The organism is Pseudomonas frederiksbergensis (assembly GCF_001874645.1).
Classification (GTDB): domain Bacteria; phylum Pseudomonadota; class Gammaproteobacteria; order Pseudomonadales; family Pseudomonadaceae; genus Aquipseudomonas; species Aquipseudomonas frederiksbergensis_B.
Genome location: NZ_CP017886.1, coordinates 921,514 through 946,787, shown reverse-complemented (window position 1 = coordinate 946,787; position 25,274 = coordinate 921,514). Strand labels below are relative to the sequence as shown.

Below are 25,274 nucleotides of genomic sequence, written 5' to 3'. Positions count from 1 at the left end.
GTGCGGCTCAAATGCATCAAACTGGTGGGGTTCAAATCCTTCGTCGACCCGACCACGGTGAACTTCCCCAGTAACATGGCGGCGGTGGTCGGGCCCAATGGTTGCGGCAAGTCGAACATCATCGACGCCGTACGCTGGGTGATGGGCGAGAGCTCGGCAAAGAACTTGCGCGGCGAGTCGATGACTGACGTCATCTTCAACGGCTCTACCAGCCGCAAACCGGTGAGCCAGGCGAGCATCGAACTGGTGTTCGACAACTCCGACGGCACGTTGATCGGCGAATATGCGGCTTACGCGGAAATTTCCATTCGCCGCAAAGTCACCCGCGACAGCCAGAACACCTATTTCCTCAACGGCACCAAGTGCCGTCGTCGAGACATTACCGATATCTTCCTCGGCACCGGTCTGGGCCCGCGCAGCTACTCGATCATCGAGCAGGGGATGATCTCCAAGCTGATCGAAGCCAAGCCGGAAGACCTGCGTAACTTCATCGAAGAGGCGGCGGGAATCTCCAAGTACAAGGAGCGCCGGCGCGAAACCGAAAACCGCATTCGTCGCACCCACGAAAACCTGGCGCGTCTGACCGACCTGCGTGATGAGCTGGAACGTCAGCTCGAACGCTTGCACCGTCAGGCCCAGGCCGCCGAGAAGTATCAGGAATACAAGGCCGAAGAGCGTCAGCTCAAGGCTCAACTGTCGGCGTTACGCTGGCAGGCATTGAACGAACAGGTCGGCCAGCGCGAGGCGGTCATCGGCCATCAGGAAATCAGTTTCGAAGCCCTGGTCGCTGAGCAACGTAATGCTGATGCGAGCATCGAACGGTTGCGCGACGGTCATCACGACCTGTCTGAGCGCTTCAATCTGGTGCAGGGACGTTTCTATTCGGTCGGTGGCGACATCGCCCGGGTCGAGCAGAGCATTCAGCATGGCCAGCAGCGTTTGCGTCAGCTGCAGGACGACCTCAAGGAAGCCGAGCGTTCGCGCCTGGAAACCGAGTCGCACCTGGGCCACGACCGCACGTTGCTGGCGACCCTCGGCGAAGAGCTGGACATGCTCACGCCCGAGCAGGAAGTCACCAGCGCCGCCGCTGAAGAGGCCGCCGCCGCGCTGGAAGAATCCGAAACCACCATGCACGGCTGGCAGGAGCAGTGGGACAGTTTCAACCTGCGCTCGGCCGAGCCGCGGCGTCAGGCTGAAGTCCAGCAGTCACGCATCCAGCAGCTGGAAACCAGCATGGAACGGCTGGCCGAACGTCAACGTCGCTTGGCCGAAGAGCGCGACTTGCTGTCGGCGGACCCGGAAGACGCGGCGATCCTTGATCTCGGCGAACAACTGGCTGCCAGCGAGGCAACGCTCGAAGATTTGCAGGCCAGCGAAGACGCGCAGGTCGAGCGTCTTGAGCAGTTACGTCAGGCGCTGCAACTGGCCCTGCAAAACCAGCAGCAGGCGCAGGGCGACTTGCAACGACTCAACGGGCGTCTGGCCTCGCTGGAGGCATTGCAGCAGGCAGCGCTCGATCCGGGCACCGGCACCGCCGAGTGGTTGCGCGAACAGCATTTGGCCGAGCGTCCACGTCTGGCCGAAGGCTTGAAGGTTGAAGCAGGTTGGGAGCTGGCGGTGGAAACCGTGCTCGGCGCCGACTTGCAAGCAGTGCTGGTCGATGACTTCGCGGGTTTCGATTTGTCCGGGTTTGCCCAGGGCGATCTGCGCTTGCTCAGTCCGGCCAGCGACGGTGTGCGGATACCCGGCAGTCTGCTCGACAAGGTTGAGGCGCAGATCGATCTGTCGCCGTGGCTAGGCCAGGTCAAGCCGGTGGACAGTCTTGAACAGGCTCTGTCGCTGCGTGGCCAATTGTCGCTTGGTGAAAGCTTGATCAGCCGTGACGGCTACTGGGTTGGGCGGCACTTTTTGCGGGTGCGCCGCGCCAGTGAGGCCGAGAGCGGCCTGTTGGCACGCGGGCAGGAAATCCAGCGTCTGGGGCTTGAGCGCGAAGAGCGCGAAGCCACCGTCGAGACCCTGGAGACCACCTTGCAAAACCTGCGCGCCCAGCAGCGTCAGCAAGAGAATGGCCGCGAACACTTGCGTCGTTTGCTGCAAGACGAAGCGCGCCAGCAAGGTGAATTGAAAGCTCAGTTGTCCGCCGGTAAGGCCAAGGCCGAGCAACTGACGTTGCGCCGCACCCGGCTCGATGAAGAACTCGGCGAATTGGCTGAGCAGCGTGCGCTGGAACATGAACAGGTTGGCGAGTCGCGCCTGCAATTGCAGGAAGCCCTCGACAGCATGGCAATTGACACCGAGCAGCGCGAGTTGCTGCTGGCCCAGCGCGATAGTTTACGTGAGCGTCTTGACCGAGTGCGGCAGGAGGCCCGTCAGCATAAAGACCACGCGCACCAATTGGCGGTGCGTCTGGGCTCGCTCAAGGCGCAACACGATTCAACCCGTCAGGCACTGGAGCGGCTGGAATTGCAGTCCGAGCGCCTGACTGAAAAGCGCGAGCAGCTCAGCCTTAATCTGGAGGAGGGCGAAGCGCCGCTGGAAGAGTTGCGGCTCAAGCTTGAAGAGTTGCTCGACAAGCGCATGAGCGTAGACGAAGAACTGAGAACCGCGCAGATCGCCCTGGAAGATGCCGACCGCGAATTGCGTGATGCCGAGAAGCGCCGCAACCAGGCCGAGCAGCAATCGCAGTTGATCCGTGGTCAACTCGAACAGCAGCGCATGGAGTGGCAGGCCCTGACCGTACGCCGCAAAACCTTGCAGGATCAATTGCTCGAAGACGGCTATGACTTGCACGGGGTACTCGCCACTCTGGTGGCCTCGGTAGGCGAAAAAGAAGCCGAAGAAGAACTCGAGCGAATTGCCGCACGAATTCAGCGACTGGGCGCGATCAACCTCGCAGCCATCGACGAGTACCAGCAGCAGTCCGAGCGCAAGCGTTATCTGGATGCTCAGGACGCTGACCTGGTGGAAGCGCTCGACACCCTGGAAAACGTCATTCGCAAGATCGACAAGGAAACCCGTAATCGCTTCAAAGATACCTTTGATCAGATTAACGGTGGATTGCAGGCGCTTTTTCCAAAAGTTTTCGGTGGTGGCAGCGCTTATTTGGAACTGACGGGCGAAGATCTACTCGATACAGGGGTAACGATCATGGCGCGTCCGCCCGGGAAGAAGAACAGCACCATCCATTTGCTATCCGGCGGTGAAAAAGCCCTGACGGCATTGGCGTTGGTTTTTGCGATCTTCAAGCTGAATCCGGCTCCGTTTTGCATGCTCGACGAAGTTGACGCCCCCCTGGATGACGCTAACGTTGGACGCTATGCCCGATTGGTGAAAGAGATGTCACAAACGGTGCAGTTCATCTATATCACCCACAACAAGATCGCCATGGAAATGGCCGACCAATTGATGGGGGTTACGATGCACGAGCCCGGTTGTTCGCGTCTGGTAGCTGTGGATGTCGAGGAGGCGATGGCGATGGTGGATGCCTGAGTCATGGCGCGTAGGCCAAATATTTGCGGGGAGCAGGGGTTTTTACCCGCAGAGATTGCTGGCCAATCGACATAATGGCTGAAGCCATTGTGACTGACGGTGTAAAGTTATCTTTGGTCGTGCTAGTTTAATGTCAATTTTTCGTATGCGTGGGCAAAACGCCATTCAGAACATAGAGTTGGCGCCACGTTTTAAAGCGGTTTACAGCTTGTAAACCCCTTATTTTCCAGCATTTTTTATAGAGGCACGGGATTACATGGAAATCGGTCTGCGCGAGTGGCTGATCGTCATCGGCATTATTGTCATTGCCGGTATTCTTTTTGATGGCTGGCGGCGCATGCGCGGCGGCAAGGGCAAGCTGAAATTTCGCCTGGACCGAAGCCTGTCCAACCTGCCGGACGAGGACAGCGGCGCCGAACTGCTGGGCCCGCCGCGCGTGCTGGATACCCATAAAGAACCGCAACTCGACGAGCATGACTTGCCGTCGGTGAGCATGCCTGCCCGTGAGCCGCGTGAGTCGGGTTCCAAGCGCGGCAAGCGGGGTGGCGAGCCATCCCAGGGCGACCTGAATTTGAATCTGGACCTGGATGGCGGCCCGAGCTTCAGCAGCCGTGATGATTTCCCGGACGAAACCAAATCGTCGAGCCCTGCAGTCAATAAAGAACAACAGCAGGCAGAAGAAGTATTGGTCATCAGCGTGATCTGCCGTGACCCGGGCGGTTTCAAAGGTCCTGCCCTGTTGCAGAACATTCTGGAAAGCGGCCTGCGCTTTGGCGAAATGGATATCTTCCACCGTCACGAAAGCATGGCCGGCAATGGCGAAGTACTGTTCTCCATGGCCAACGCGGTCAAGCCTGGCGTGTTCGATCTGGACGATATCGATCTGTTCAGTACCCCGGCCGTCAGCTTCTTCCTCGGCTTGCCAGGCCCGCGCCACCCGAAACAGGCGTTCGATGTGATGGTCGCGGCTGCCCGCAAACTGTCTCAGGAGCTCAATGGCGAACTGAAAGACGATCAGCGCAGCGTGCTGACCGCTCAAACCATCGAGCACTACCGTCAACGTATCGTCGAGTTCGAGCGTCGCGCGCTGACCCAGAAGCGCTGATTCAACGGTTGCTCCCGCGCCAAGCGCGGGACGATCAGCAAATATAGATTGAGCAGCCTCGGCTGCTCTTTTGCTTTATGAGAGAACACCCATGACCGCCGCTGAAAATCGCATTCTAAAGCTGCGTGCTGAGCTGGATCAGCATAACTACCGCTACCACGTCCTCGACGAACCGAGCATTCCGGACGTCGAATACGATCGGCTGTTCCATGAACTCAAGGCGTTGGAGGCGGCAAACCCCGAGCTGATCACCAGCGACTCGCCGACCCAGCGGGTTGGCAGTGCGGCGCTCTCGGCGTTCACTCAAGTACGGCACGAAGTGCCAATGCTCAGTCTCGGCAACGCCTTCGAAGAAATCGACATGCGCGAGTTCGATAGACGGGTGACCGAAGGTCTGGATTTGCCGGCCGGCGATTTGTTCGGCGGTGGCGTCGAGGTTGAATACAGCTGCGAGCCGAAACTCGATGGCCTGGCCGTCAGCTTGTTGTATCAGGACGGCGTGCTGGTGCGCGGCGCTACTCGCGGCGACGGCACCACCGGTGAAGACATCAGCGTCAACGTGCGCACCGTGCGCAACATTCCGCTCAAGCTGCAGGGCAGCGGTTGGCCTGCCACCCTGGAGGTGCGTGGCGAAGTGTATATGTCCAAGGCCGGTTTCGAGCGTCTTAACGCCACGCAACTGGAAGTCGGCGGCAAGACCTTTGCCAACCCGCGCAATGCCGCGGCGGGCAGCTTGCGTCAGCTGGATTCGAAGATTACCGCCAGTCGTCCGCTGGAGTTCTGTTGCTATGGTCTCGGCCAGGTCTCGGTCGAAATTGCCGATACGCACATCGGCAATCTGCAGCAACTCAAGCAATGGGGCATGCCGGTCAGTCGCGAGCTGAAACTGGCCAAGGGCATTGATGAATGCCTGGATTACTACCGCGATATCGGCGAACGCCGTAATGCGCTGCCTTATGAAATCGATGGTGTGGTGTTCAAGGTCAACAGCATCGCTTCGCAGCGTGAGTTGGGCTTCCGTGCTCGCGAGCCGCGCTGGGCGATTGCCCACAAGTTTCCGGCGATGGAAGAACTTACCGAGTTGCTCGACGTGGAGTTCCAGGTCGGCCGAACCGGCGCGGTCACTCCGGTTGCGCGATTGAAACCCGTGAAAGTGGCGGGGGTGACCGTGTCCAACGCGACATTGCACAACATGGATGAAGTGGCGCGTCTGGGCTTGATGATTGGCGATACGGTGATCATCCGCCGCGCCGGTGACGTGATCCCGCAGGTGGTGCAAGTGGTCACCGAGCGTCGCCCGGAAAGCGCCCGCCCCGTGCAGATTCCCGAGTGCTGCCCGGTCTGTGGTTCGCATGTCGAGCGCACGCAGTTGGTCAAGCGCAGCAAGGGCCGTGAAACGGTGAGCGAAGGGGTGGTGTATCGCTGCGTCGGGCGTTTGGCCTGCGGTGCGCAGCTCAAGCAGGCGATCATCCATTTCGTTTCGCGCCGGGCCATGGACATTGAGGGCTTGGGCGAGAAGAGCGTCGAGCAGTTGGTGGATGAGGGGCTGGTCAGCTCGCCGGCGGATTTGTACGCCTTGAGCTTCGAGCAGATCGTCGACCTGGAAGGTTTCGCCGAGCTGTCGAGCAAGAACCTGCTGAGCGCCATTGCCGACAGCAAGAAGCCGGGGCTGGCGCGTTTTATTTACGCGCTGGGTATTCCGGATGTTGGCGAGGAGACGGCCAAGGTACTGGCACGTTCACTGGCGTCACTTGCGCGGGTTCAGCAGGCATTGCCGCAAGTGCTGACGTACTTGCCGGATGTCGGGCTGGAAGTCGCCTACGAGATTCATAGCTTCTTCGAAGATGCGCACAACCGGAAGGTGATCGAAGAGCTGCTCAAGCATGGCCTGGACATTCAGGATCAGCGCGAGTTGGGTGCCGAATTCGCCGCCAGTACCACGTTGGGCGGGATGATCGACAAGCTCAACATTCCCTCGGTCGGACCGGGCGGGGCGCAGAAGCTGGCCGACAAGTTTGGTTCGCTGGAGGCGATCATCAGCGCCGATTGGCTGGATATGCGCCAGGCGCTGCCGGAGAGGCAGGCCAACGCGGTTCGGGAGTTCTTCGCCATCGAACAGAACCGTCAGCTGGCGCTGGATGCTGAAAAGCAGTTGCGCGACTTCGGCATGCACTGGCAAAGCGAGAAGAAAGTCGTCGAAGGCTTGCCGCTGGCGGGTCAAACCTGGGTGCTCACCGGCTCTCTGGAGCTGATGAGTCGTGACGTCGCCAAGGACAAGCTCGAAAGCCTCGGCGCCAAGGTGGCGGGCTCGGTGTCGGCCAAGACCTACTGCGTGGTGGCGGGGCCTGGCGCCGGCTCCAAATTGGTCAAGGCCAATGAGCTGGGGTTGAAGGTGCTGGACGAAGAAGCGTTCGTGGCGTTTTTGGCTGGGCGCGGCATCGCTGTCTAAAGTCGGCAAGATCGCAGCCTACGGGATCGGTATTTACCGGTAGGAGCTGCCGAAGGCTGCGATCTTTTCATGAGCTGCGCATGTCCTTGACCCGATTCATATTTTTAATCCGCGCCAACGGTTGTAACTTCGTCTCAGATAGGTACAATGGCGCGGCTCGCCGTCAGGTGAGCGTCGTTATGGTGACCCCATCGGTCCCCCCGCAACGATTACCCGTGAACCTGGTCAGACCCGGAAGGGAGCAGCCACAGCGGGAACATTGTGTGCCGGGGTGTGGCTGGTGGGGTTGCCACCTTAACGCCAAGCCTTCTTTCGCAAGGCTTGTACATCCTCAGAAAAATCCAGAATCTTTATCTCGTTGATCTTTCCTGATCGATGCCTCGCTTCGTCTGAAATAACCTTACCGTCATTCCGAAAGCGCAAACACCCGCAACCGATGCCCATCAGGATCGAGCGCCACGAAGGTGTAGCCGAAATCCAGTGCAGTCGGTGTCTGGGCGATGCGCAGGCCTTGCGCGGTCCATGCGGCGTACAGCGTGTCGACCGTCTGTTCGTCGGCCACCGAGAATCCCAGTTCGCCACCACCACCCGCCGCTTCAGCCGCAGGTTCCACGGTGTGCCTGGACCACAGCCCAAGCTTTACGCCCGAATCGAGAATGAACAGCGCGAAGGTCGGTTGCAGTTCAACCGGTGGTTTGTCCAGCAGGCGGCTGTAGAAGTGGGCGCTGGTGGCGGGGCTGTCGACGTACAGCAGCAGGTAATGTTGGGCGTTCATGGCGACTCCGATGTCGTTGGCGTTGATGGCTCAAGCCTAGACGGTCGGATTGTCAGTTTCTGTCAGTAGTCGATAACAAAAGAGCAGGCATGTGTATCAACCCAATACGCATATCTGCTCTTTTTTGTATCTGGCTCTAAGGCTTGGACAAGGCCTGGTCTACCGCCGCGATCAGCTTTCCCAGATCCTTCGGGGTGGCTTTGTGTATGACACCGAACAAATACGCTCGCTGTTCGTCTTCGTCGCCAAGATCGGCAAAAAACGCTTTGAGCTTCACTCCCAGCACATCGGCAAGCATGAACAGGGCTTCCACGCTGGGGGTATAGGTGCCGGTTTCGAAGCGGCTGATGGTTTTGGGGTCAAAACCGGTTCTTTCGCCGAGTTCAGCCTGAGTAAGCCCCGCCACCTTGCGATAGCGCCTTATGGCTGGACCCAAACTTGAAATTTGCATCGCTCAATTCCCATTTAGAATCAAGAACTTAACGATAGATTTTTGCATTAGACAACTGCATGATCCATCACCTTGCTTTGCAAAATGTGATGTATTTCGTAGAATCACCGTTTCGCACAGGCATTGGGTGACCAGACTTTATAAGTCCAGGCAATGTGAGACGGCCAGCATTGCGTTACTCGCAGGGTGTGCAGAGACACCGCTGACGACGCGAAATGCCGTTTCAATATTACCAGAGTCAGCGTTTCTGACGTGTTTGTACGAGGCCTCTGAGCCTAGTTGATCTTCGTCTGTTCGGGGGCCATCAAATGCTGTTCATGGAGTTTTAACGTGCATCTGAATTTGCCGGCCCGCTCTATTGCAAGGATGTTGCTCAGGCAACATCACGCGCTGCGATTCCCTGCGCAGCGCCGCCTCTTTCAAAACATCTCTTCCGGGCGTTGCGCGCTGGTCGAGCGGTACAACCGCTAGCCACAGTGAGCCGTACTCATGGATGAGCAGTACCGCAGGGCTGTAGATGCAGCCGCCATTTTCTCCGAGACTGACCTGGCGGGGCGTATTACTTACGTCAACGATTTGTTTTGCGAGGTGTCTGGCTACAGTCGCGAGGAATTATTGGGTGCCAACCACAGCATCCTCAACTCAGGCCTGCATCCTGACGATTTTTTTGCAACGATGTGGCGCACCATTGCCCTGGGCAATGTCTGGAAGGGCGAAGTCTGCAACCGGGCCAAGGACGGTAGCCTGTACTGGGTCGATAGCACCATGGTGCCGGTGCTGGACGAGTCGACCGGACGGGTCCACCGGTATCTGTCGATTCGCTTCGATATCAGTGAAAAGCGTCAGTTGCTGCACTCACTGCAATGGCGGGTCGGCCATGACGTACTGACCGGTCTGCCCAATCGGGCGTATCTCTCCGACTTGCTCGAGCAGGCCCTGGATTATTCCCGTGTCGAGAGCGTGCCGTTGGCGGTGTGCATGCTCGACCTCGACGGCTTCAAGGCGGTCAATGACGGCTATGGTCACGCCAGTGGCGACTTGTTGCTGGTGGAAGTGGCCAAGCGCCTACGCACCATCGTTCGTGGCGAAGATGTGGTGGCGCGGCTGGCCGGGGACGAATTCGTGCTGATCTTGCGGTTTGTGCACGATATGCCGGAATTGCGCGCGGCGCTGCATCGAGTGCTGGGGGCCATCTCTGCGCCGTATTCGATTCTGGGCAAGGATATCAATGTCTTTGCCAGCATTGGCGTCACCCTGTTCCCGGACGACAGCGAAGATGCGCAAACCCTGCTGCGCCATGCCGATCAGGCGATGTACGTGGCCAAGCAGAGCGGGCGTAACCGTTTTCACCTGTTTGATGTGGTGCGCGACCAAGAGGTCAAGGCGACTCATCAGACGGTCGCGCGGGTTCGACAGGCCTTGCTCAATGATGAGCTGCGCCTGCATTTTCAGCCCAAGGTCAATATGCGTTGCGGTGCGGTGGTTGGTTTTGAGGCGTTGCTGCGCTGGGAGCATCCGCAGAACGGTCTGGTGCCGCCCAGGGAGTTTCTGCCGTTTGTGGAAGAGACTGATCTGATCGTCGATATTGGCGAGTGGGTGATGGAGCAGGTTCTGGCGCAGTTGTCGCGATGGCAAAAGGACGGTCAACGTTGGCCGGTCAGCGTCAATATTGCTGCCCGGCATTTTCAGCGGACGGATTTTTTTGATCGGCTCAAGAGCGTGCTCGAACGGCACGCCTGGGTTGCGCCCCAGTTGCTTGACCTGGAGATTGTCGAGTCGGTGGCGATCGAGAATATTCAGCACGTCAGCACCTGTCTGCAAGCCTGTCAGGCGCTGGGCGTGAGGTTCTCTCTGGGAGATTTCGGCACGGGTTATTCGTCGCTGAGTTACCTCAAGCGCCTGCACACGCACACCATCAAGATCGATAAGTCATTTGTGCGCGACATACTGCATGATCGCGATGATCTGGCGTTGACCACCGCGGTGATTGGACTTGCCCGGGCCTTTGGGCGAGAGGTGATTGCCGAAGGTCTGGAAAGCATCGAGCATGGTGAGTTGCTGTTGCGCCTGGGCTGCGAGGTGGCGCAGGGCTATTTCATCGCGCGGCCGATGCCGGCCAGTGAGGTGCCGGGCTGGGTCGAGGCCTTCGTCACTCCGATCCAGTGGCAGGTGCTGGACCAGGCCGTCTGAGGCTTATTGTGGTGAATCGGCCGGGGTCGGTTCGTTGGTTTCAGTGTGGAGCCTGATGATGTAAAACGCCCCCAAAGACCCGCTTGGCCACATTAGCCGAGCGCACCGGATGCAATTTTGGCCTTGCTCCGATAGCATTACCCGCTTCCGCTTCCCAGTCGCGACGGTTTTCGATGAGTTATCAGGTTCTTGCACGTAAATGGCGTCCGCGCTCGTTCCGCGAAATGGTCGGCCAGACCCATGTGCTCAAGGCTCTGATCAATGCCTTGGACAGCCAGCGGCTGCACCACGCCTATCTTTTTACCGGCACCCGAGGTGTGGGCAAGACCACCATCGCGCGGATCATTGCCAAATGTCTGAACTGTGAAACAGGTATCACTTCGACGCCGTGTGGCGAGTGTTCAGTGTGTCGCGAAATCGATGAAGGGCGCTTTGTCGATCTGATCGAAATCGATGCCGCGAGCCGGACCAAGGTCGAGGACACCCGTGAGCTGCTCGATAACGTGCAGTACGCGCCGAGCCGTGGGCGCTTCAAGGTCTACCTGATCGACGAAGTACACATGCTCTCCAGCCATTCCTTCAATGCGCTGTTGAAAACCCTCGAAGAACCGCCGCCCTACGTCAAGTTCATCCTGGCGACCACCGATCCGCAGAAACTTCCTGCAACGATTCTGTCGCGGTGCCTGCAGTTTTCGCTGAAAAATATGACGCCGGAGCGTGTGGTCGAGCATTTGACCCATGTGCTCGGGGTCGAGAATGTGCCGTTCGAAGACGATGCACTGTGGCTGTTGGGTCGTGCTGCCGACGGTTCGATGCGCGATGCCATGAGCCTCACCGACCAGGCCATTGCCTTCGGTGAAGGCAAGGTCATGGCGGCTGACGTGCGGGCGATGCTCGGCACGCTCGATCATGGTCAGGTCTATGACGTCCTGCACGCGCTGCTCGATGGCGACGCCAAGGCTTTACTCGAAGCGGTGCGGCATCTGGCGGAGCAGGGCCCGGACTGGAATGGCGTGCTTTCGGAAATTCTTAACGTGCTGCACCGCGTTGCGATTGCCCAGGCCTTGCCTGAAGGCGTCGATAACGGTCATGGCGACCGCGACCGGGTGTTGGCGCTGGCTCAGGCCTTGCCGGCCGAAGACGTACAGTTCTATTACCAGATGGGCCTGATTGGCCGCCGCGATTTGCCGCTGGCGCCGGACCCGCGCGGTGGTTTCGAAATGGTCTTGCTGCGAATGCTCGCGTTCCGACCGGCAGACACTGCGGACGCACCGAGGCAGCCGCTAAAGCCAGTGGGGATCAGCCAGGCCACAGTTGATTCCGCACACTCAGTGGCTGGCGCAGCGCGTGTTGCGCCGGTAGTCGCTTCTGCTCCCGTTGCTGCTGCGCCTGTCGCATCGGCGCCGGTTCAACCGGTTGCCGAGGTGGTTGCCCCCGCTCCGGCACCTGTTGCTCCGGTGGTCGTGCCTGTGCCTGTGCCTGCGGTCGAGGCGGTGGCTGAACCTGTGGCCGTCGTCGAAGAAGTTGTCGACCTGCCCTGGAACGATCCGATAGAGCCCGAGATCGTGCAGCAACCGGCCGTCGAGCCGGTGCTGGAGACGAGCGCCGAACAACCTGACTTGACACCCATGCCGACGCCGACTCCGGACAGCGTTGTACCCGATGCACCTTCGTTAACCGCAGCGCCGATTCCCGAGCCGTCGGTGGCTGAAGTCGACGCCGCTACGCCGGGCATGGACCTGGATGACGAGCCGCCGCTGGACGAGGACTACATCGAGCCGGACATGGATTCGGCCTATAGTTACCTGGATGAGCTGGCCAGTGAGCACGCCGCAGAACCAGCGCCTGAACCCGAACCTGAACCCGCCGCGATGCCGGCCACGGGGCTGGCATTGCAATGGCTGGAGCTGTTCCCGAAATTGTCGATTTCCGGCATGACCGGCAGCATCGCCGCCAACTGCACGCTGATCGCAGTCGATGGCGATCACTGGTTGCTGCACCTGGATCCGGCCCACAGCGCGCTCTTCAACGCGACTCAACAACGCCGGCTCAACGATGCGCTGAATCAGTATCACCAGCGCACCCTGACGGTGAGCATCGAGCTGATCAAGCCTGAGCAGGAAACACCGGCACAGGCGGCTTCGCGTCGACGTGCCGACCGCCAGCGCGAGGCCGAGGATTCGATTCACGGCGATCCGTTCATCCAGCAAATGATGCAACAGTTCGGTGCGGTAATCCGTAACGATACTATTGAACCTGTCGAGGCTCTGGTCAGCCAGGGCTAATAACTGAAGGTGTTCGGCCCACTGGTCCGGGCGCTGTTTTGATCCAAGTACTTTTGAGGTGATTCCCATGATGAAAGGTGGCATGGCCGGCCTGATGAAGCAGGCGCAGCAGATGCAGGAAAAAATGGCCAAGATGCAGGAAGAACTGGCCAACGCCGAAGTCACCGGTAAAGCCGGTGGCGATATGGTCACCGTGGTCATGACCGGTCGTCACGACGTCAAGCGCGTGACGATCGATCCAAGCCTGGTGGAAGGCCTGAGCGAAGACGACAAGGAGATGCTGGAGGCCGTGTTCGCTGCCGCCGTCAACGACGCCGTTCGCAAGATCGAAGCCAACAGCCAGGACAAAATGTCCGGCATGACCGCAGGCATGCAACTGCCGCCGGGCATGAAACTGCCATTCTGATTCGCTAACGCGTCGGATGGACTACAAAAATGCCAGGCATTGCGCTTGGCATTTTTGTTTCTGCGACACACGGATGAGCATTTGACGCTGGCCAGAGGCGCGGGTATAAACCGCGTCTCGTTGATATGTCGGACGTTTCCCCCATGAGCTTCAGCCCTTTGATTCGCCAACTGATCGACGCCTTGCGCACCTTGCCCGGTGTCGGTCAGAAAACCGCCCAGCGCATGGCGTTGCAACTGCTCGAGCGTGATCGCAGCGGTGGTTCGCGGCTGGCGCTGGCCTTGAGTCAGGCCATGGAAGGGGTCGGCCATTGTCGACTGTGCCGCACACTGACCGAAGACGATCTGTGCCCACAATGCGTGGACCCTCGTCGCGACGATACCTTACTGTGCGTGGTCGAAGGGCCGATGGATGTCTATGCCGTGGAGCAGACCGGGTTTCGCGGTCGCTACTTCGTGCTCAAGGGGCATTTGTCGCCACTCGACGGTCTGGGGCCGGAAGCCATCGGTATTCCGCAATTGCTGGCGCGGATTGAAGAGGCGGGTACTTTCACTGAAGTCATCCTGGCCACCAACCCGACGGTTGAAGGTGAAGCGACAGCGCACTACATCGCCCAGTTGCTCAGCAACAAAGGCCTGATCGCCTCACGCATCGCCCATGGTGTGCCGTTGGGTGGCGAGCTTGAACTGGTGGATGGCGGCACCCTGGCCCATTCGTTTGCCGGGCGTAAGCCGATCGTGTTGTAAGGCATCCATCGTAAAAAGATCGCAGCCTGCGATCTTTTGATCTTGCACCTTGAAAACCAAGCAAGCGCTCGGTAAGTTCGCTGAACCTTCAGTGGAGCTTGCCAATGCCTGCCTTTCAGGAATACTTCGACCCTGGCCATCAGTTGGTCCGCGACAGCGTGCGACGTTTCGTCGAGCGCGAGATTCTTCCGGACATCGATCAGTGGGAGGAGGCCGAGAGTTTTCCTCGTGAGCTCTACCTCAAGGCCGGCACCGCGGGCATTCTCGGCATTGGTTATCCCGAAGCGCTGGGTGGCAGTCACGAAGGTGATCTGTTCGCCAAAATCGCCGCCAGTGAAGAGCTGATGCGCTGTGGTTCTGGCGGGCTGGTGGCGGGGCTGGGCTCGTTGGACATCGGCCTGCCGCCGATCCTCAAATGGGCCACGCTCGAGGTTCGCGACCGAGTGGTGCCGAAAGTCCTTTGCGGCGAAAAAATCTGCGCGTTGGCGGTCACCGAGCCCGGTGGCGGCTCCGATGTGGCCAACCTGAAAACCAGTGCCGTGCGTGACGGTGACTACTATCGGGTCAGTGGCAGCAAAACCTTTATCACCAGTGGTGTTCGTGCGGATTTCTATACTGTCGTGGTGCGTACCGGTGAACCGGGGTTTGCTGGTATCAGCCTGCTGCTGATCGAGAAGGGCACGCCGGGATTCACCGTCGGTCGTCAGTTGAAGAAAATGGGTTGGTGGGCGTCGGACACCGCCGAGCTGTTTTTCGATGATTGCCGTGTGCCGGTGGGCAACCTGATTGGCGTCGAGAACATGGGGTTCGCCTGCATCATGGGCAACTTTCAAAGCGAGCGCCTGGCGTTGGCGTTGATGGCCAACATGACTGCGCAACTGGCACTGGAAGAAAGCCTGAAATGGGCCCGGCAGCGCGAAGCGTTCGGCAAACCGATTGGCAAGTTTCAGGTACTCAAGCATCGCTTGGCGGAGATGGCCACGGCGCTGGAAGTCTCTCGAGAGTTCACCTATCGCCAGGCGGCGAAAATGGCCGCTGGGCAAAGCGTGATCAAGGAAATATCCATGGCCAAGAATTTTGCCACTGACACCGCCGATCGCATCACCAGCGACGCTGTGCAGATCCTGGGTGGGCTGGGTTATATGCGTGAAAGCCTGGTGGAGCGGCTTTACCGCGACAACCGGATCCTTTCGATCGGGGGTGGTACGCGGGAAGTGATGAACGAGATCATCAGCAAGCAGATGGGGCTGTAGGCGCTGCCGCAGGCTGCGATCTTTACCAACATAGATCAAAAGATCGCAGCCTTAGGCAGCTCCTACGGCTGCGATCTTTTAGGGGCTTACTTGTCGGTCAGCGCAAACTGCGTCAGGCAAAACGTCGGGATGCCCATGTCTTCCAGCCGCTGGGAGCCGCCCAACTCCGGCAGATCGATAATTGCAGCGGCTTCGAAAACCCGCGCGCCCATGCGCCGAATCAGGTTCGCAGCAGCAATCAGCGTGCCGCCAGTGGCGATCAGGTCATCGAACATTACCACCGAATCACCCTCGCACAGGCTGTCGGCGTGGACTTCAAGGAAGGCTTCGCCGTACTCGGTCTGATAACCCTCGGACAGCACGTCAGCCGGCAGTTTGCCTTGCTTGCGGAACAGCACCAGCGGCTTGTTCAGCTGATAGGCAATGATTGATCCAATCAGAAAGCCGCGCGCATCCATGGCGCCGATGTGCGTGAAGTCAGCCTCTACGTAGCGGTGCGCAAAGCTGTCCATCACCAGGCGCAGGGCCTTCGGAGATTGGAACAGCGGGGTGATGTCGCGAAAGATTACGCCCGGCTTTGGAAAGTCGATCACGGGGCGGATCAGGGATTTGATGTCGAAGGAGTCGATGATCATCGTCGAGGTGTCCTGGCAGGCTACAAACGCCGCAGTATAACGGCGGCCGAGCAGGTTCGCTCAGCCGCAATCGCCACGTCAGCCTTCGACCGAGCCACCGGCCAGCGCACACAGCTGGATTGGGTCGAGGATATGCACTTCCTTGCCTTCGGCGGCGATCAGCTCGTTCTGCTGGAAGCGCGTGAACACCCGGGACACGGTTTCCACCGCGAGGCCCAGGTAATTACCGATTTCGTTGCGTGACATGCTCAGGCGGAACTGGTTGGCAGAGAATCCGCGTGCGCGGAAACGCGCCGACAGGTTGACCAGGAATGTGGCGATACGTTCGTCAGCGGTTTTCTTCGAGAGCAGCAGCATCATCTGCTGATCGTCACGAATCTCGCGGCTCATCACGCGCATCAACTGGCGGCGCAACTGTGGCAGTTGCAGGGCCAGTTCATCGAGACGTTCGAAGGGGATTTCGCACACCGAAGTGGTTTCCAGTGCCTGGGCCGAAACCGGGTGGCTCTCGGTGTCCATGCCCGACAAGCCGACCAGTTCGCTCGGCAGGTGGAAGCCGGTGATCTGCTCTTCACCGCTGTCGCTCAGGCTGAAGGTTTTCAACGCCCCGGAGCGTACTGCAAAGACGGAATCGAACTGGTCGCTCTGGCGGAACAGGAACTCGCCTTTCTTCAGCGGGCGACCACGTTTGACGATATCGTCCAGCGCATCCATGTCTTCCAGATTCAGAGAAAGTGGCAGGCAGAGGGGGGCCAGGCTGCAATCCTTGCAATGTGCCTGGCTATGAGCGCGCAGTTTAACTGGCTCGGACATTTCTTAGATCCTTGTGGGAAAGCACACATAAGATGTAAGGGTAACCTACGCAATGACGTCGAGGCCAGTGTGGGGTGACTTAAATCACCCGAGAGAAGCGCTGGCGATTCTGTTGTTCCAGGTAAGCATCGAAGACCATGCACACCGAGCGGACCAGCAACCGGCCGGCGGGCAGGACCACGATTTTCTCGTTGTCGAGCTCGATCAGGCCATCCTCGGCCATGGCCCGCAACTGAGGCCAGAGCTCGCTGAAGTAGCCGCGAAAATCGATGTTGAAGGCCTGTTCGATCTGGGCGAATGCGAGGCTGAACGTGCAGATCAATTGCTGAATCACTGCCCGCCGCAGGCGGTCGTCCTGGTTACACAACAGACCACGGCTGGTGCCCGGTTGTGCGCTGGCCAGAGCGTTTTGGTACTGATTCAGATCGCTGCTGTTCTGGCAGTACAAATCACCAATCTGGCTGATGGCCGACACGCCAAGACCGATCAGGTCGCAATGACCGTGGGTGGTGTAACCCTGGAAGTTGCGTTGTAGCGTCGACTCTTCCTGAGCGATGGCCAGCTCATCATCCGGCAGGGCGAAATGGTCCATGCCGATGTAGCGATAACCAGCGGCGGTCAGTTGCTCGATGGTGCGCTGAAGCATGTTCAGTTTTTCGGCGGGTGCCGGCAGGTCGTTGCTGTTGATTCGCCGCTGCGGCATGAAGCGTTCGGGCAGGTGCGCGTAGTTGAACACCGAGAGCCGATCCGGTTGCAGACTGATGACTTCGTCCACGGTGCGGGCGAAGCTCTCGGCGGTTTGCTTGGGCAGGCCGTAGATCAGATCGATATTGATCGAGCGGAACTGTAAGGTACGCGCCGCGTCGATCACCGCCCGCGTTTCCTCCAGGCTTTGCAGGCGATTGACCGCACGCTGTACGGCAGGGTCAAGGTCTTGCAGGCCGATGCTGACCCGGTTGAAACCCAGCTCGCGCAGCAGGCCCATGGTTGACCAGTCGGCTTCGCGCGGGTCGATCTCGATACCGTAATCGCCGGAGTCATCGTCCAGCAGGTTGAAATGCTGGCGCAGTTGCGCCATCAACTGGCGCAGTTCGTCGTGGCTGAGGAAGGTCGGGGTGCCGCCGCCGAAGTGCAGTTGCTCGACTTTCTGGTTCGGGTCCAGGTGACAGGCGATCAACTGGATCTCTTGTTCCAGGCGTTGCAAGTAGGGCAGGGCGCGGCCACGGTCCTTGGTGATGACCTTGTTGCAGGCGCAGTAGTAGCAGATGTTCGCGCAGAACGGCACGTGCACATACAGCGACAGCGGGCGCAGCGCCTTGCGGCTTTCGCGCAGGGCATGAAACAGATCGAAAGTGCCGACCTGGCTGTTGAATTGCGCCGCGGTCGGGTATGAGGTGTAGCGAGGTCCCGCCAGGTCATAACGGCGGATCAGATCTGTGTCCCAACGAATGGCGTCGAGCATGCGGGCATTCCCCCGGATAGGCTGGCAGTGATGGCGAGTCTAGGGGGTGCGGCGTTGGGGCATCTTGATTTGCATCAAGGGTGGTTATTGCTGCGTGAAGTCGGAAAAGATCGCAGCCTGTGGCAGCTCCAGATGCACGCCGATCCCGTGTAGGAGCTGCCGAAGGCTGCGATCTTTTGATCTTTTGATCTTTTGATCTTTTGATCTTTTGCTTTTAATGCCCCATCAACCAATGCTGATGCGGTCCCGGCAGGGTCCAGATGCCGAACAGCATGACCAGAAGGCCGCCGGTCATGCGCACGCTACGCTTGCGCAGCAACGCTGTGACACGTTCGGCCGCAAGGCCAGTGGCCAACAAAACTGGCCAGGTGCCAAGACCAAACGCGAGCATCAACAACGCGCTATCGATGGCATTGCCCTGACTGGCAGACCACAACAGTGTGCTGTAGACCAAACCGCACGGCAGCCAGCCCCAGAGCGCACCGAGCAGCAACGCGCGCGGCAGGCTCGACACCGGCAACAGTCGGTTGGCAACTGGCTGTACATAGCGCCACAAGCCACGTCCCAGGCTTTCGATGCGGGTCAGGCCGCTCCACCAGCCAGCCAGGTACAGGCCCATGGCGATCAGCAGCAATCCGGCGAGGATCCGCATGAGCATCGCTGCCGGACTGTTGGCCACCGCCCATCCCGCCAGGCCGATCAGCAGGCCGGCGGTGGCGTAGCTGAGAATTCGCCCGAGGTTGTACGCCAGCAACAAACGAAAACGCCGGCTGCGTTGTTCCTTGGGAATCGCCAGGGTCAGGGCGCCCATCAGTCCGCCACACATGCCCAGGCAATGCCCGCCGCCGAGCAGACCAAGGATCAACGCAGAAACCAGCAGTGGCGCCAACTCAAGCATGAGGCGGGGCCTTGTCGCTCGGCTTGGCCGGATCAGTCGGTGAGTGACCGCTGGCTTCATCGACCGCTGCCTGATGATTCGGGTCCTGGTCGTCGAACAGGATGCTGTGGGCCGGACCGTCGAGGTCGTCGTACTGACCGCTATCGACCGCCCAGAAAAAAATGTAAATGGCGATGGCGACGATCAGCAGCGCCGCCGGGATCATCACATAAAGAGCTGGCATCTGGACTCCATGCTCGCGCGGCTCAGGCCGGCAGCGGGCGGGTTTCTGGCGTGGTGCGCAACTGCGGCAGGCTCGGCATGCGAGTCAGGCGAAGCGCATTGAGCACTACGGTCAACGAACTGATCGACATGCCGACTGCGGCCCACACAGGCGTGATCCAGCCGAGGGCGGCGAACGGCAACATGAGGCCATTGTACAGCCCGGCCCACAGCAGGTTCTCGATGATTACCCGGCGTGTGCGCCGGGCCAGGCTGAAGGCTTGCACCAGCGCGTCGAGGCGGTTGGACAGCAACACTGCATCGGCGCTGGTTTTCGCCAGATCGGTGGCCGAGCCCATGGCCACGCTAATGTCAGCGGCGGCCAGCACCGGTACATCGTTGACCCCGTCACCAAGCATCAACACTTTGCGGCCTTCCTGGTGCAGTTGCTTGAGCACCTGCAGCTTGTCATCCGGGCGCAAACCGCCACGGGCCTCGTCGATCCCCAATTCAGCAGCGACACTGGCGACCATCGGCGAGCTGTCACCGGACAGCAGCAACGTGCGCCAACCGCGTGCCTTACACGCCGCAAGCAGCGCCGGAGCGTCGCTGCGCAGACGGTCATCGAGCACGAACCACGCCAGCGCGCCGTGACTGTCGCCGAGCAACAGCCATTGGCCGGCTTCATCCGGCATTGCCGGCGCAACACCGCCACTGAGTTCGCAGACAAACGCCGGTTGGCCGATACGCAGGCGCTGTTCGCCGACTCGCCCTTCGAGTCCCAATCCTGGTGTACTGAGGACTTCCTCAGCGGCCAACGGTGCCCGGCCAAAGGCGCGGGCGATGGGGTGTTCGGAGCGGTTCTCCAGCGCGGCGGCGAGGCCCAGACACTGGTCGCCAGTGAGCGCGCCCAGTGGTCGAATCGAGCGCAAGGCCAGGCGACCTTCGGTGAGCGTGCCGGTCTTGTCGAAAATCACCGTGTCGATCTGATTCAAGCCTTCCAGTACGTGACCACGGGTCAGCAGCAGGCCGAGTTTGTGCAAGGTTCCGGTGGCGGCGGTGAGTGCGGTCGGTGTGGCTAGCGACAAGGCACAAGGGCAGGTTGCGACCAGCATCGCCAGCACGATCCAGAAGGCGCGGGACGCATCCAGTTCCCACCAAAGCAAACCGATGGCGGCGGCGGCAATCAGCGACAACAGCAGGAACCACTGCGCGGCGCGGTCGGCGATTTGTGCCAGGCGTGGTTTCTCGGCCTGGGCGCGATCGAGCAGGCGGACGATAGCCGAGAGGCGAGTGTCCTGACCCAGTGCGAGCACTTCGACGGTCAGCGCGCCCTCGACATTCAGGGTGCCGGCAGTCACCGCATCGCCCAGCGTTCGAGGTTGTGGCAGGTACTCACCGGTCAGCAGCGACTCATCGATGCTCGACTGGCCATCGAGGATTTTGCCGTCGGCCGGGAGGATGGCGCCGGGGTGCACCAATACGTGGTCACCGAGACGCAACTCACTGAGCAGGATGCGCACGCTCTGGCCGTCCGCAGTCAGGCGCAAGCACGACGCGGGCAGCAGGTTCACCAGTTGCGCGGTGGCTGCGGCGGTGCGTTCACGGGCGCGGCGTTCCAGATAGCGGCCCGCCAATAGAAACAGCGCAAACATCCCGACCGCGTCGAAATACAGCTCGCCGACTCCGGTGACCGAGGTCCAGATCCCGGCGAGGTAGGCGCCGCCGATGGCCAGCGAAACGGAAACGTCCATGGTCAAGTGGCGGGTGCGCAGGTCGCGCATCGCGCCCTTGAAGAACGGCGCGCAACTGTAGAACACAATCGGAGTGGTCAGGAACAGCGCAACCCAACGCAGGATGGTGTGCAGCTCGGGGCTGAGGTCGATATTGAATTCCGGCCAGGTGGCCATGGTCGCCATCATCGCCTGGAACCATAGCAAGCCGGCGACGCCCAGTTGGCGCAGGGCCAGACGGTTTTCGCTGGCCAGCTGCTCGCTGGCGCGGTCGGCCTGATAAGGGTGGGCGGCGTAACCGATGTGGCGCAGTTCGCTGAGCACTTGGCTCAACGGCAATTGGCTGTCGGCCCAGCGCACGTGCAACCGATGGTTGGACAGGTTCAACCGCGCCTCGGCGACGGCCGGCAGGCTGCGCAGGTGTTTCTCGATCAACCAGCCGCAGGCCGCGCAGCTGATGCCTTCCATCAATAAGGTGGTTTCAGCCAGATCGCCTTCGTGGCGGACAAAAGGTTGTTGCACGTCGGCGCGGTCATACAGCGCCAGTTCGTCCACCAGTTGCACCGGCAAGGCCTCAGGGTTGGCCGAAGCCTCGCTGCGATGGCTGTAATAGTGCTCCAGCCCACCCGCGACAATCGCCTCGGCCACAGCCTGACAACCCGGACAGCAGAGCTCGCGGGTTTCGCCGAGGATGACGGCGGTAAACCGGCTGCCGGATGGAACGGGCAGGGCGCAGTGGTAGCAGGGGAGTGGAGTGGTCATCAGGTATTCACGGGTACCGCTGAATCTGTGTCGTCAGGCAGGGCTTCATCACTGTAGGAGCTGACGAGTGAAACGAGGCTGCGATCTTTTGATCTTCGGCGTCAGCGATGACGCCAAAAGATCGCAGCCTGCGGCAGCTCCTACCGGTCTTCCGCGCCTTGCAGTGGTTCGTCACCGAGCAGCATATCCTTGTCGTGGCCGATCTGTTCTTCTTCGAACATACGCCACACATGATCGTCCTGGCTGCCCAGCAGCTCGACAAAGCGCCGGCCTTCGATCTTGTCGGTCAACTGGCCGATATAACGACCCGGTTCGGTCTCGCTGCGGGTCAGGGTAATCTTGCGATCTTTTTCCGGCTGGGTCGGCGAGATCAGGTTCAGTTCCAGGGTCGCGGGCGTGCTGTTGCCGGTCAGGCGCACGTTGACTTCACCGGTCACCTCATCCAGATGCACACTGGCGCGCAACAGCAGGGTCTGCGCCAGCAACTCGCGGTCCAGCGAACGGTTGATACCTTTGCCCGCCTCGTAGTAATTGTCATTGACTAGGTTGTCCGGGTTTTTGACGGCAATGGTCACCATGGACAGGGTCAGGGTCACCGAACAGGTCAGAATCCCGATGATGATCCATGGCCAGAGGTGCTTGTACCAAGGGCTGGTGGCAGTTGCTGCGGGCATGATGATTTCTCTCAACGAATTTGTGGGCCGATGAATCGGCTCTTGGCTTCAACGTGGACGCTGTCGTCGTCGGCATCCTTGAGGGTGAATTTCACCTCGTTGGTGCTGGACGGCAGTTGTTCCGGTGCGCTCGACAGCTCGACCGGCATGCTGAAAATTTCGCCAGCGGCCACCTTGATCTCGCGCTTGCCTTGCAGCTTGAGATCCGGCAATCCTGAGGCATCCAGCACGTAGGTGTGGTCACGCTGGTCCTTGTTCATGACTTTGAGGCTATAGACGTTCTCGATCCGGCCTTCGGCGTTTTCGCGGTACAGCACACGGTCCTTGCTGACATCGAAGCCGACCAGCGAACGCATGAAGAACGCGGTGATCAGCAAGCTGATCATGGCCAGCAACACCAGCGCGTAACCGATCAGGCGTGGGCGCAGTTTATGGGTTTTTTGCCCGGACAGGTTGTGCTCGGTGGTGTAGCTGATCAGCCCGCGCGGGTAGTCCATTTTATCCATGATGCTGTCGCAGGCGTCGATGCAGGCAGCGCAACCGATGCATTCGATCTGCAAGCCGTCGCGGATGTCGATACCGGTCGGGCACACCTGAACGCACATGGTGCAGTCGATGCAGTCACCCAGCCCCTGGGCCTTGTAGTCGATGCCTTTCTTGCGTGGACCACGGCTTTCGCCACGGCGCGGATCGTAGGAAACAATCAGTGTGTCCTTGTCAAACATCACGCTCTGGAAGCGCGCGTAAGGGCACATGTAGATGCACACCTGCTCACGTAGCCAGCCGGCGTTGCCGTAGGTGGCGAGGGTGAAGAAGCCGACCCAGAAATACGACCAGCCATCAGCCTGGCCAGTGAAAAAGTCGATCGTCAGTTCACGAATCGGCGAGAAGTAGCCGACGAAAGTCATGCCGGTGACGAAACCGATCAACAGCCACATCGAGTGTTTGCTGAGCTTGCGCAGGAATTTGTTGGCACTCATCGGCGCTTTGTCGAGCTTGATGCGCTGGTTGCGGTCGCCTTCGGTGACCTTCTCGCACCACATGAAAATCCAGGTCCAGACACTTTGCGGGCAGGTATAGCCGCACCAGATGCGTCCGGCGTACACGGTGATGAAGAACAGGCCGAAGGCGCTGATGATCAACAGGCCGGACAGCAGGATGAAATCCTGTGGCCAGAAGGTCGCGCCGAAGATGAAGAATTTGCGCTCCGGCAGGTTCCACCAGACCGCTTGATGGCCGCCCCAATTGAGCCAGACCGTACCGAAATACAGCAGGAACAATACGGCGCCGCCGACCATCCGCAGATTGCGGAACAGACCGGTGAAGGCACGGGTGTAGATTTTTTCCCGAGAGGCGTAGAGGTCGACGCTGTTATTCGCGTTCTTGGCAGGCGGGGTGACGTCGTGTACCGGAATCTGGTTGCTCATCATTGCATCCCACGGCAGTGGAAAAATGCCACGGTCAGTACGTGCCGACCGCGGTCAAAAAGGGGTGTTGCAGTGGCGCAATGATACGCCTGTCGCTCTAACTCAAGGGTGCGACCTTTGGTCGCGTTGGGGGAAATCAATCAATGGTGTAATGACTTGTATCAATTGACATGTGAATTATGGACGAGTTTTCAGGGCGGGGTGGGTGATCCTGTTTCCTTCCATTTCTGCGATGCACTGATTGATCCCGATTTCCCCCGTAGGAACTGCCGAAGGTCGAGTGTGCAACGAAGCCCAAACAAAACGGCCCCGCCAATTCACACTGGCGGGGCCGTTTTTTGTTGCTTCAAGCGTTTGCCTTACTCGGCGTTTGCAGCTTTCTCGCCGTGAGACAGGCTGTAAACGTAAGCGGCCAGCAGGTGAACCTTGTCGTTGCCTTGCAACTGAGCTTGCGCAGGCATCTGGCCCTGACGGCCGTAACGGATGGTCTGCTGCAGTTGAGCGAAGCTCGAACCGTAGATGAGCGCTTCCGGGTGAGTCAGGTTCGGCGCGCCCATTGCCGGGGTGCCTTTGCCTTCCGGACCGTGGCAAGCCACGCAGTTGGCCGCGAAGATCTTCTGGCCGGCAGTCGGATCAGCTTTTGCGCCTTCCGGCAGTTTGCGGCCACCGAGGCCGGTCAGTACGAAAGAGGCGACGTCGCTGACACCTTGCTCGCCGATGACTTCACCCCAGGCTGGCATCATCGCGTGACGGCCGCCCATGATGGTGGTCTTGATGGTTTCCGGCTCACCGCCCCAGCGCCAGACTTTACCGGTCAGGTTGGGGAAGCCATAAGCGCCTTTGGCGTCGGAACCGTGGCAAACCGAGCAGTTGGAGGCGAACAGGCGGCCACCCATCTTCAGGGCTTGCGGGTCCTTGGCCACTTCTTCAATCGGCATGGCGGCGAACTTGGCGAAGATCGGACCGAATTTGGCGTCCGATTTGGCCATTTCCTTTTCCCACTCGTGAACGCCGGTCCAGCCGGACTGGCCGTTAGCGAACGCGGTCTGCTTCTCGTTGTCGAGGTAGCCGTAACCCGGCAGGAGGCCTTTCCAGTTGCCAAGGCCCGGGTACAACACCAGGTAGCCGAGGGCGAAGATGATGGTGCCGACAAACAGCATGAACCACCATTTCGGCAGCGGGTTGTCGTATTCCTCGATCCCGTCGAAGGAGTGGCCAACTGTCTCATCCGTCTGTTCGGTGCGCTGGCCCTTGCGGGTCGACAGCAGCAGCCAGGTCAGGGCGAAGATGGTACCCAAACTGAGGACTGTGACGTACAGACTCCAGAACGTAGTCATTCTTTGTTACTCCTAGAAGCTTGCTCGACGTGCTTGATGGCTTCGGGATCATCCGCGAAAGGCAGCAAGGTCGCGTCTTCAAACTCCGATTTACGCTTGGGGCTGAACACCCACAACGCCAGACCGATAAAGGCAACCATCACGACAACGGTGCCCAGGCCACGAATCATCCCGATATCCATC

The 25,274-nt window shown here is 59.7% G+C and carries 20 protein-coding genes and 1 other RNA gene; 9 read left to right on the top strand and 12 right to left on the bottom strand.

The genetic code is table 11. The annotated features are described in order from the left end of the window. The 4 genes from smc (at window position 1) to ffs (ending at window position 7,329) form a co-directional block, all read left to right on the top strand. Complete coding sequence (gene smc, locus BLL42_RS04700) at window positions 1-3,489, top strand: chromosome segregation protein SMC (RefSeq protein ID WP_071550997.1); 3,489 nt, start codon at window positions 1-3, stop codon at window positions 3,487-3,489. 256 nt (window positions 3,490-3,745) lie between these two features. After that, on the top strand, window positions 3,746-4,594 hold the full coding sequence (zipA, locus tag BLL42_RS04695) for a cell division protein ZipA (protein ID WP_071550996.1): 849 nt from the start codon (window positions 3,746-3,748) through the stop codon (window positions 4,592-4,594). A gap of 91 nt (window positions 4,595-4,685) precedes the next feature. Continuing rightward, window positions 4,686-7,043 (top strand): NAD-dependent DNA ligase LigA, encoded by a 2,358-nt coding sequence (ligA, locus tag BLL42_RS04690; protein ID WP_071550995.1) that lies wholly within the window; start codon window positions 4,686-4,688, stop codon window positions 7,041-7,043. 189 nt (window positions 7,044-7,232) lie between these two features. Beyond that, window positions 7,233-7,329, top strand: an RNA gene (ffs, locus tag BLL42_RS04685) — signal recognition particle sRNA small type. Between the two features lie 120 nt (window positions 7,330-7,449). On the opposite strand, the gene BLL42_RS04680 is transcribed toward ffs, so the two are convergent. Together BLL42_RS04680 and BLL42_RS04675 are read right to left on the bottom strand one after the other, a co-directional pair. Then, window positions 7,450-7,818 (bottom strand): VOC family protein, encoded by a 369-nt coding sequence (locus tag BLL42_RS04680; protein ID WP_071550994.1) that lies wholly within the window; start codon window positions 7,816-7,818, stop codon window positions 7,450-7,452. A 136-nt stretch (window positions 7,819-7,954) separates the two neighbouring features. Next, window positions 7,955-8,269: a helix-turn-helix domain-containing protein gene (locus BLL42_RS04675; RefSeq protein WP_071550993.1), complete on the bottom strand. Its 315-nt coding sequence runs from the start codon at window positions 8,267-8,269 to the stop codon at window positions 7,955-7,957. A 489-nt stretch (window positions 8,270-8,758) separates the two neighbouring features. Here BLL42_RS04675 and BLL42_RS04670 point away from each other — a divergent pair, with 489 nt between their 5' ends. The 5 genes from BLL42_RS04670 to BLL42_RS04650 all read left to right on the top strand — a co-directional run bounded on the left by BLL42_RS04670 (window position 8,759) and on the right by BLL42_RS04650 (window position 15,149). After that, window positions 8,759-10,459, top strand: coding sequence for a putative bifunctional diguanylate cyclase/phosphodiesterase (locus BLL42_RS04670; protein WP_071550992.1), 1,701 nt, complete (start codon window positions 8,759-8,761; stop codon window positions 10,457-10,459). A 173-nt stretch (window positions 10,460-10,632) separates the two neighbouring features. Further along, on the top strand, window positions 10,633-12,744 hold the full coding sequence (gene dnaX, locus BLL42_RS04665) for a DNA polymerase III subunit gamma/tau (protein WP_071550991.1): 2,112 nt from the start codon (window positions 10,633-10,635) through the stop codon (window positions 12,742-12,744). A 67-nt stretch (window positions 12,745-12,811) separates the two neighbouring features. Next, the gene (locus BLL42_RS04660; protein WP_008028561.1) at window positions 12,812-13,150 is read left to right on the top strand and encodes a YbaB/EbfC family nucleoid-associated protein; all 339 of its coding nucleotides are present in this window, start codon (window positions 12,812-12,814) and stop codon (window positions 13,148-13,150) included. Between the two features lie 143 nt (window positions 13,151-13,293). Further along, on the top strand, window positions 13,294-13,896 hold the full coding sequence (recR, locus tag BLL42_RS04655) for a recombination mediator RecR (protein ID WP_071550990.1): 603 nt from the start codon (window positions 13,294-13,296) through the stop codon (window positions 13,894-13,896). A gap of 104 nt (window positions 13,897-14,000) precedes the next feature. Continuing rightward, entirely contained in the window at window positions 14,001-15,149 is a 1,149-nt protein-coding gene (locus tag BLL42_RS04650; RefSeq protein ID WP_071550989.1) for an acyl-CoA dehydrogenase family protein, read from the top strand. An 86-nt stretch (window positions 15,150-15,235) separates the two neighbouring features. Here the strand turns inward: BLL42_RS04650 and BLL42_RS04645 are convergent, their stop codons facing one another. The 10 genes from BLL42_RS04645 to BLL42_RS04600 form a co-directional block, all read right to left on the bottom strand. After that, window positions 15,236-15,784, bottom strand: a complete 549-nt coding sequence (locus BLL42_RS04645) for an adenine phosphoribosyltransferase (RefSeq protein ID WP_071550988.1) — start codon at window positions 15,782-15,784, stop codon at window positions 15,236-15,238. A gap of 78 nt (window positions 15,785-15,862) precedes the next feature. Beyond that, entirely contained in the window at window positions 15,863-16,597 is a 735-nt protein-coding gene (gene fnr / locus BLL42_RS04640) for a fumarate/nitrate reduction transcriptional regulator Fnr (protein WP_071550987.1), read from the bottom strand. Between the two features lie 79 nt (window positions 16,598-16,676). Next, window positions 16,677-18,059 (bottom strand): oxygen-independent coproporphyrinogen III oxidase, encoded by a 1,383-nt coding sequence (hemN, locus tag BLL42_RS04635; protein ID WP_071550986.1) that lies wholly within the window; start codon window positions 18,057-18,059, stop codon window positions 16,677-16,679. 214 nt (window positions 18,060-18,273) lie between these two features. Then, a complete protein-coding gene (locus BLL42_RS04630; protein ID WP_071550985.1) occupies window positions 18,274-18,957 on the bottom strand; it encodes a sulfite exporter TauE/SafE family protein in 684 nt (227 codons plus the stop codon). Further along, entirely contained in the window at window positions 18,950-19,180 is a 231-nt protein-coding gene (ccoS, locus tag BLL42_RS04625; protein ID WP_071550984.1) for a cbb3-type cytochrome oxidase assembly protein CcoS, read from the bottom strand. The genes BLL42_RS04630 and ccoS overlap by 8 nt, the downstream gene beginning before the upstream one ends. A 22-nt stretch (window positions 19,181-19,202) precedes the next feature. Further along, window positions 19,203-21,653: a heavy metal translocating P-type ATPase gene (locus BLL42_RS04620; RefSeq protein WP_071550983.1), complete on the bottom strand. Its 2,451-nt coding sequence runs from the start codon at window positions 21,651-21,653 to the stop codon at window positions 19,203-19,205. Window positions 21,654-21,793: 140 nt separating this feature from the next. After that, window positions 21,794-22,327 carry a FixH family protein gene (locus tag BLL42_RS04615; protein ID WP_071550982.1) on the bottom strand — a complete coding sequence of 178 codons (534 nt, stop codon included), beginning with the start codon at window positions 22,325-22,327 and terminating at the stop codon, window positions 21,794-21,796. 11 nt (window positions 22,328-22,338) lie between these two features. Then, the gene (gene ccoG / locus BLL42_RS04610) at window positions 22,339-23,754 is read right to left on the bottom strand and encodes a cytochrome c oxidase accessory protein CcoG (RefSeq protein WP_071550981.1); all 1,416 of its coding nucleotides are present in this window, start codon (window positions 23,752-23,754) and stop codon (window positions 22,339-22,341) included. A 359-nt stretch (window positions 23,755-24,113) separates the two neighbouring features. After that, window positions 24,114-25,091: a cytochrome-c oxidase, cbb3-type subunit III gene (ccoP, locus tag BLL42_RS04605; RefSeq protein WP_071550980.1), complete on the bottom strand. Its 978-nt coding sequence runs from the start codon at window positions 25,089-25,091 to the stop codon at window positions 24,114-24,116. After that, on the bottom strand, window positions 25,088-25,273 hold the full coding sequence (locus BLL42_RS04600) for a CcoQ/FixQ family Cbb3-type cytochrome c oxidase assembly chaperone (RefSeq protein WP_003175465.1): 186 nt from the start codon (window positions 25,271-25,273) through the stop codon (window positions 25,088-25,090). Before BLL42_RS04600 ends, ccoP begins: the two co-directional genes overlap by 4 nt. Window position 25,274 lies beyond the last annotated feature (1 nt).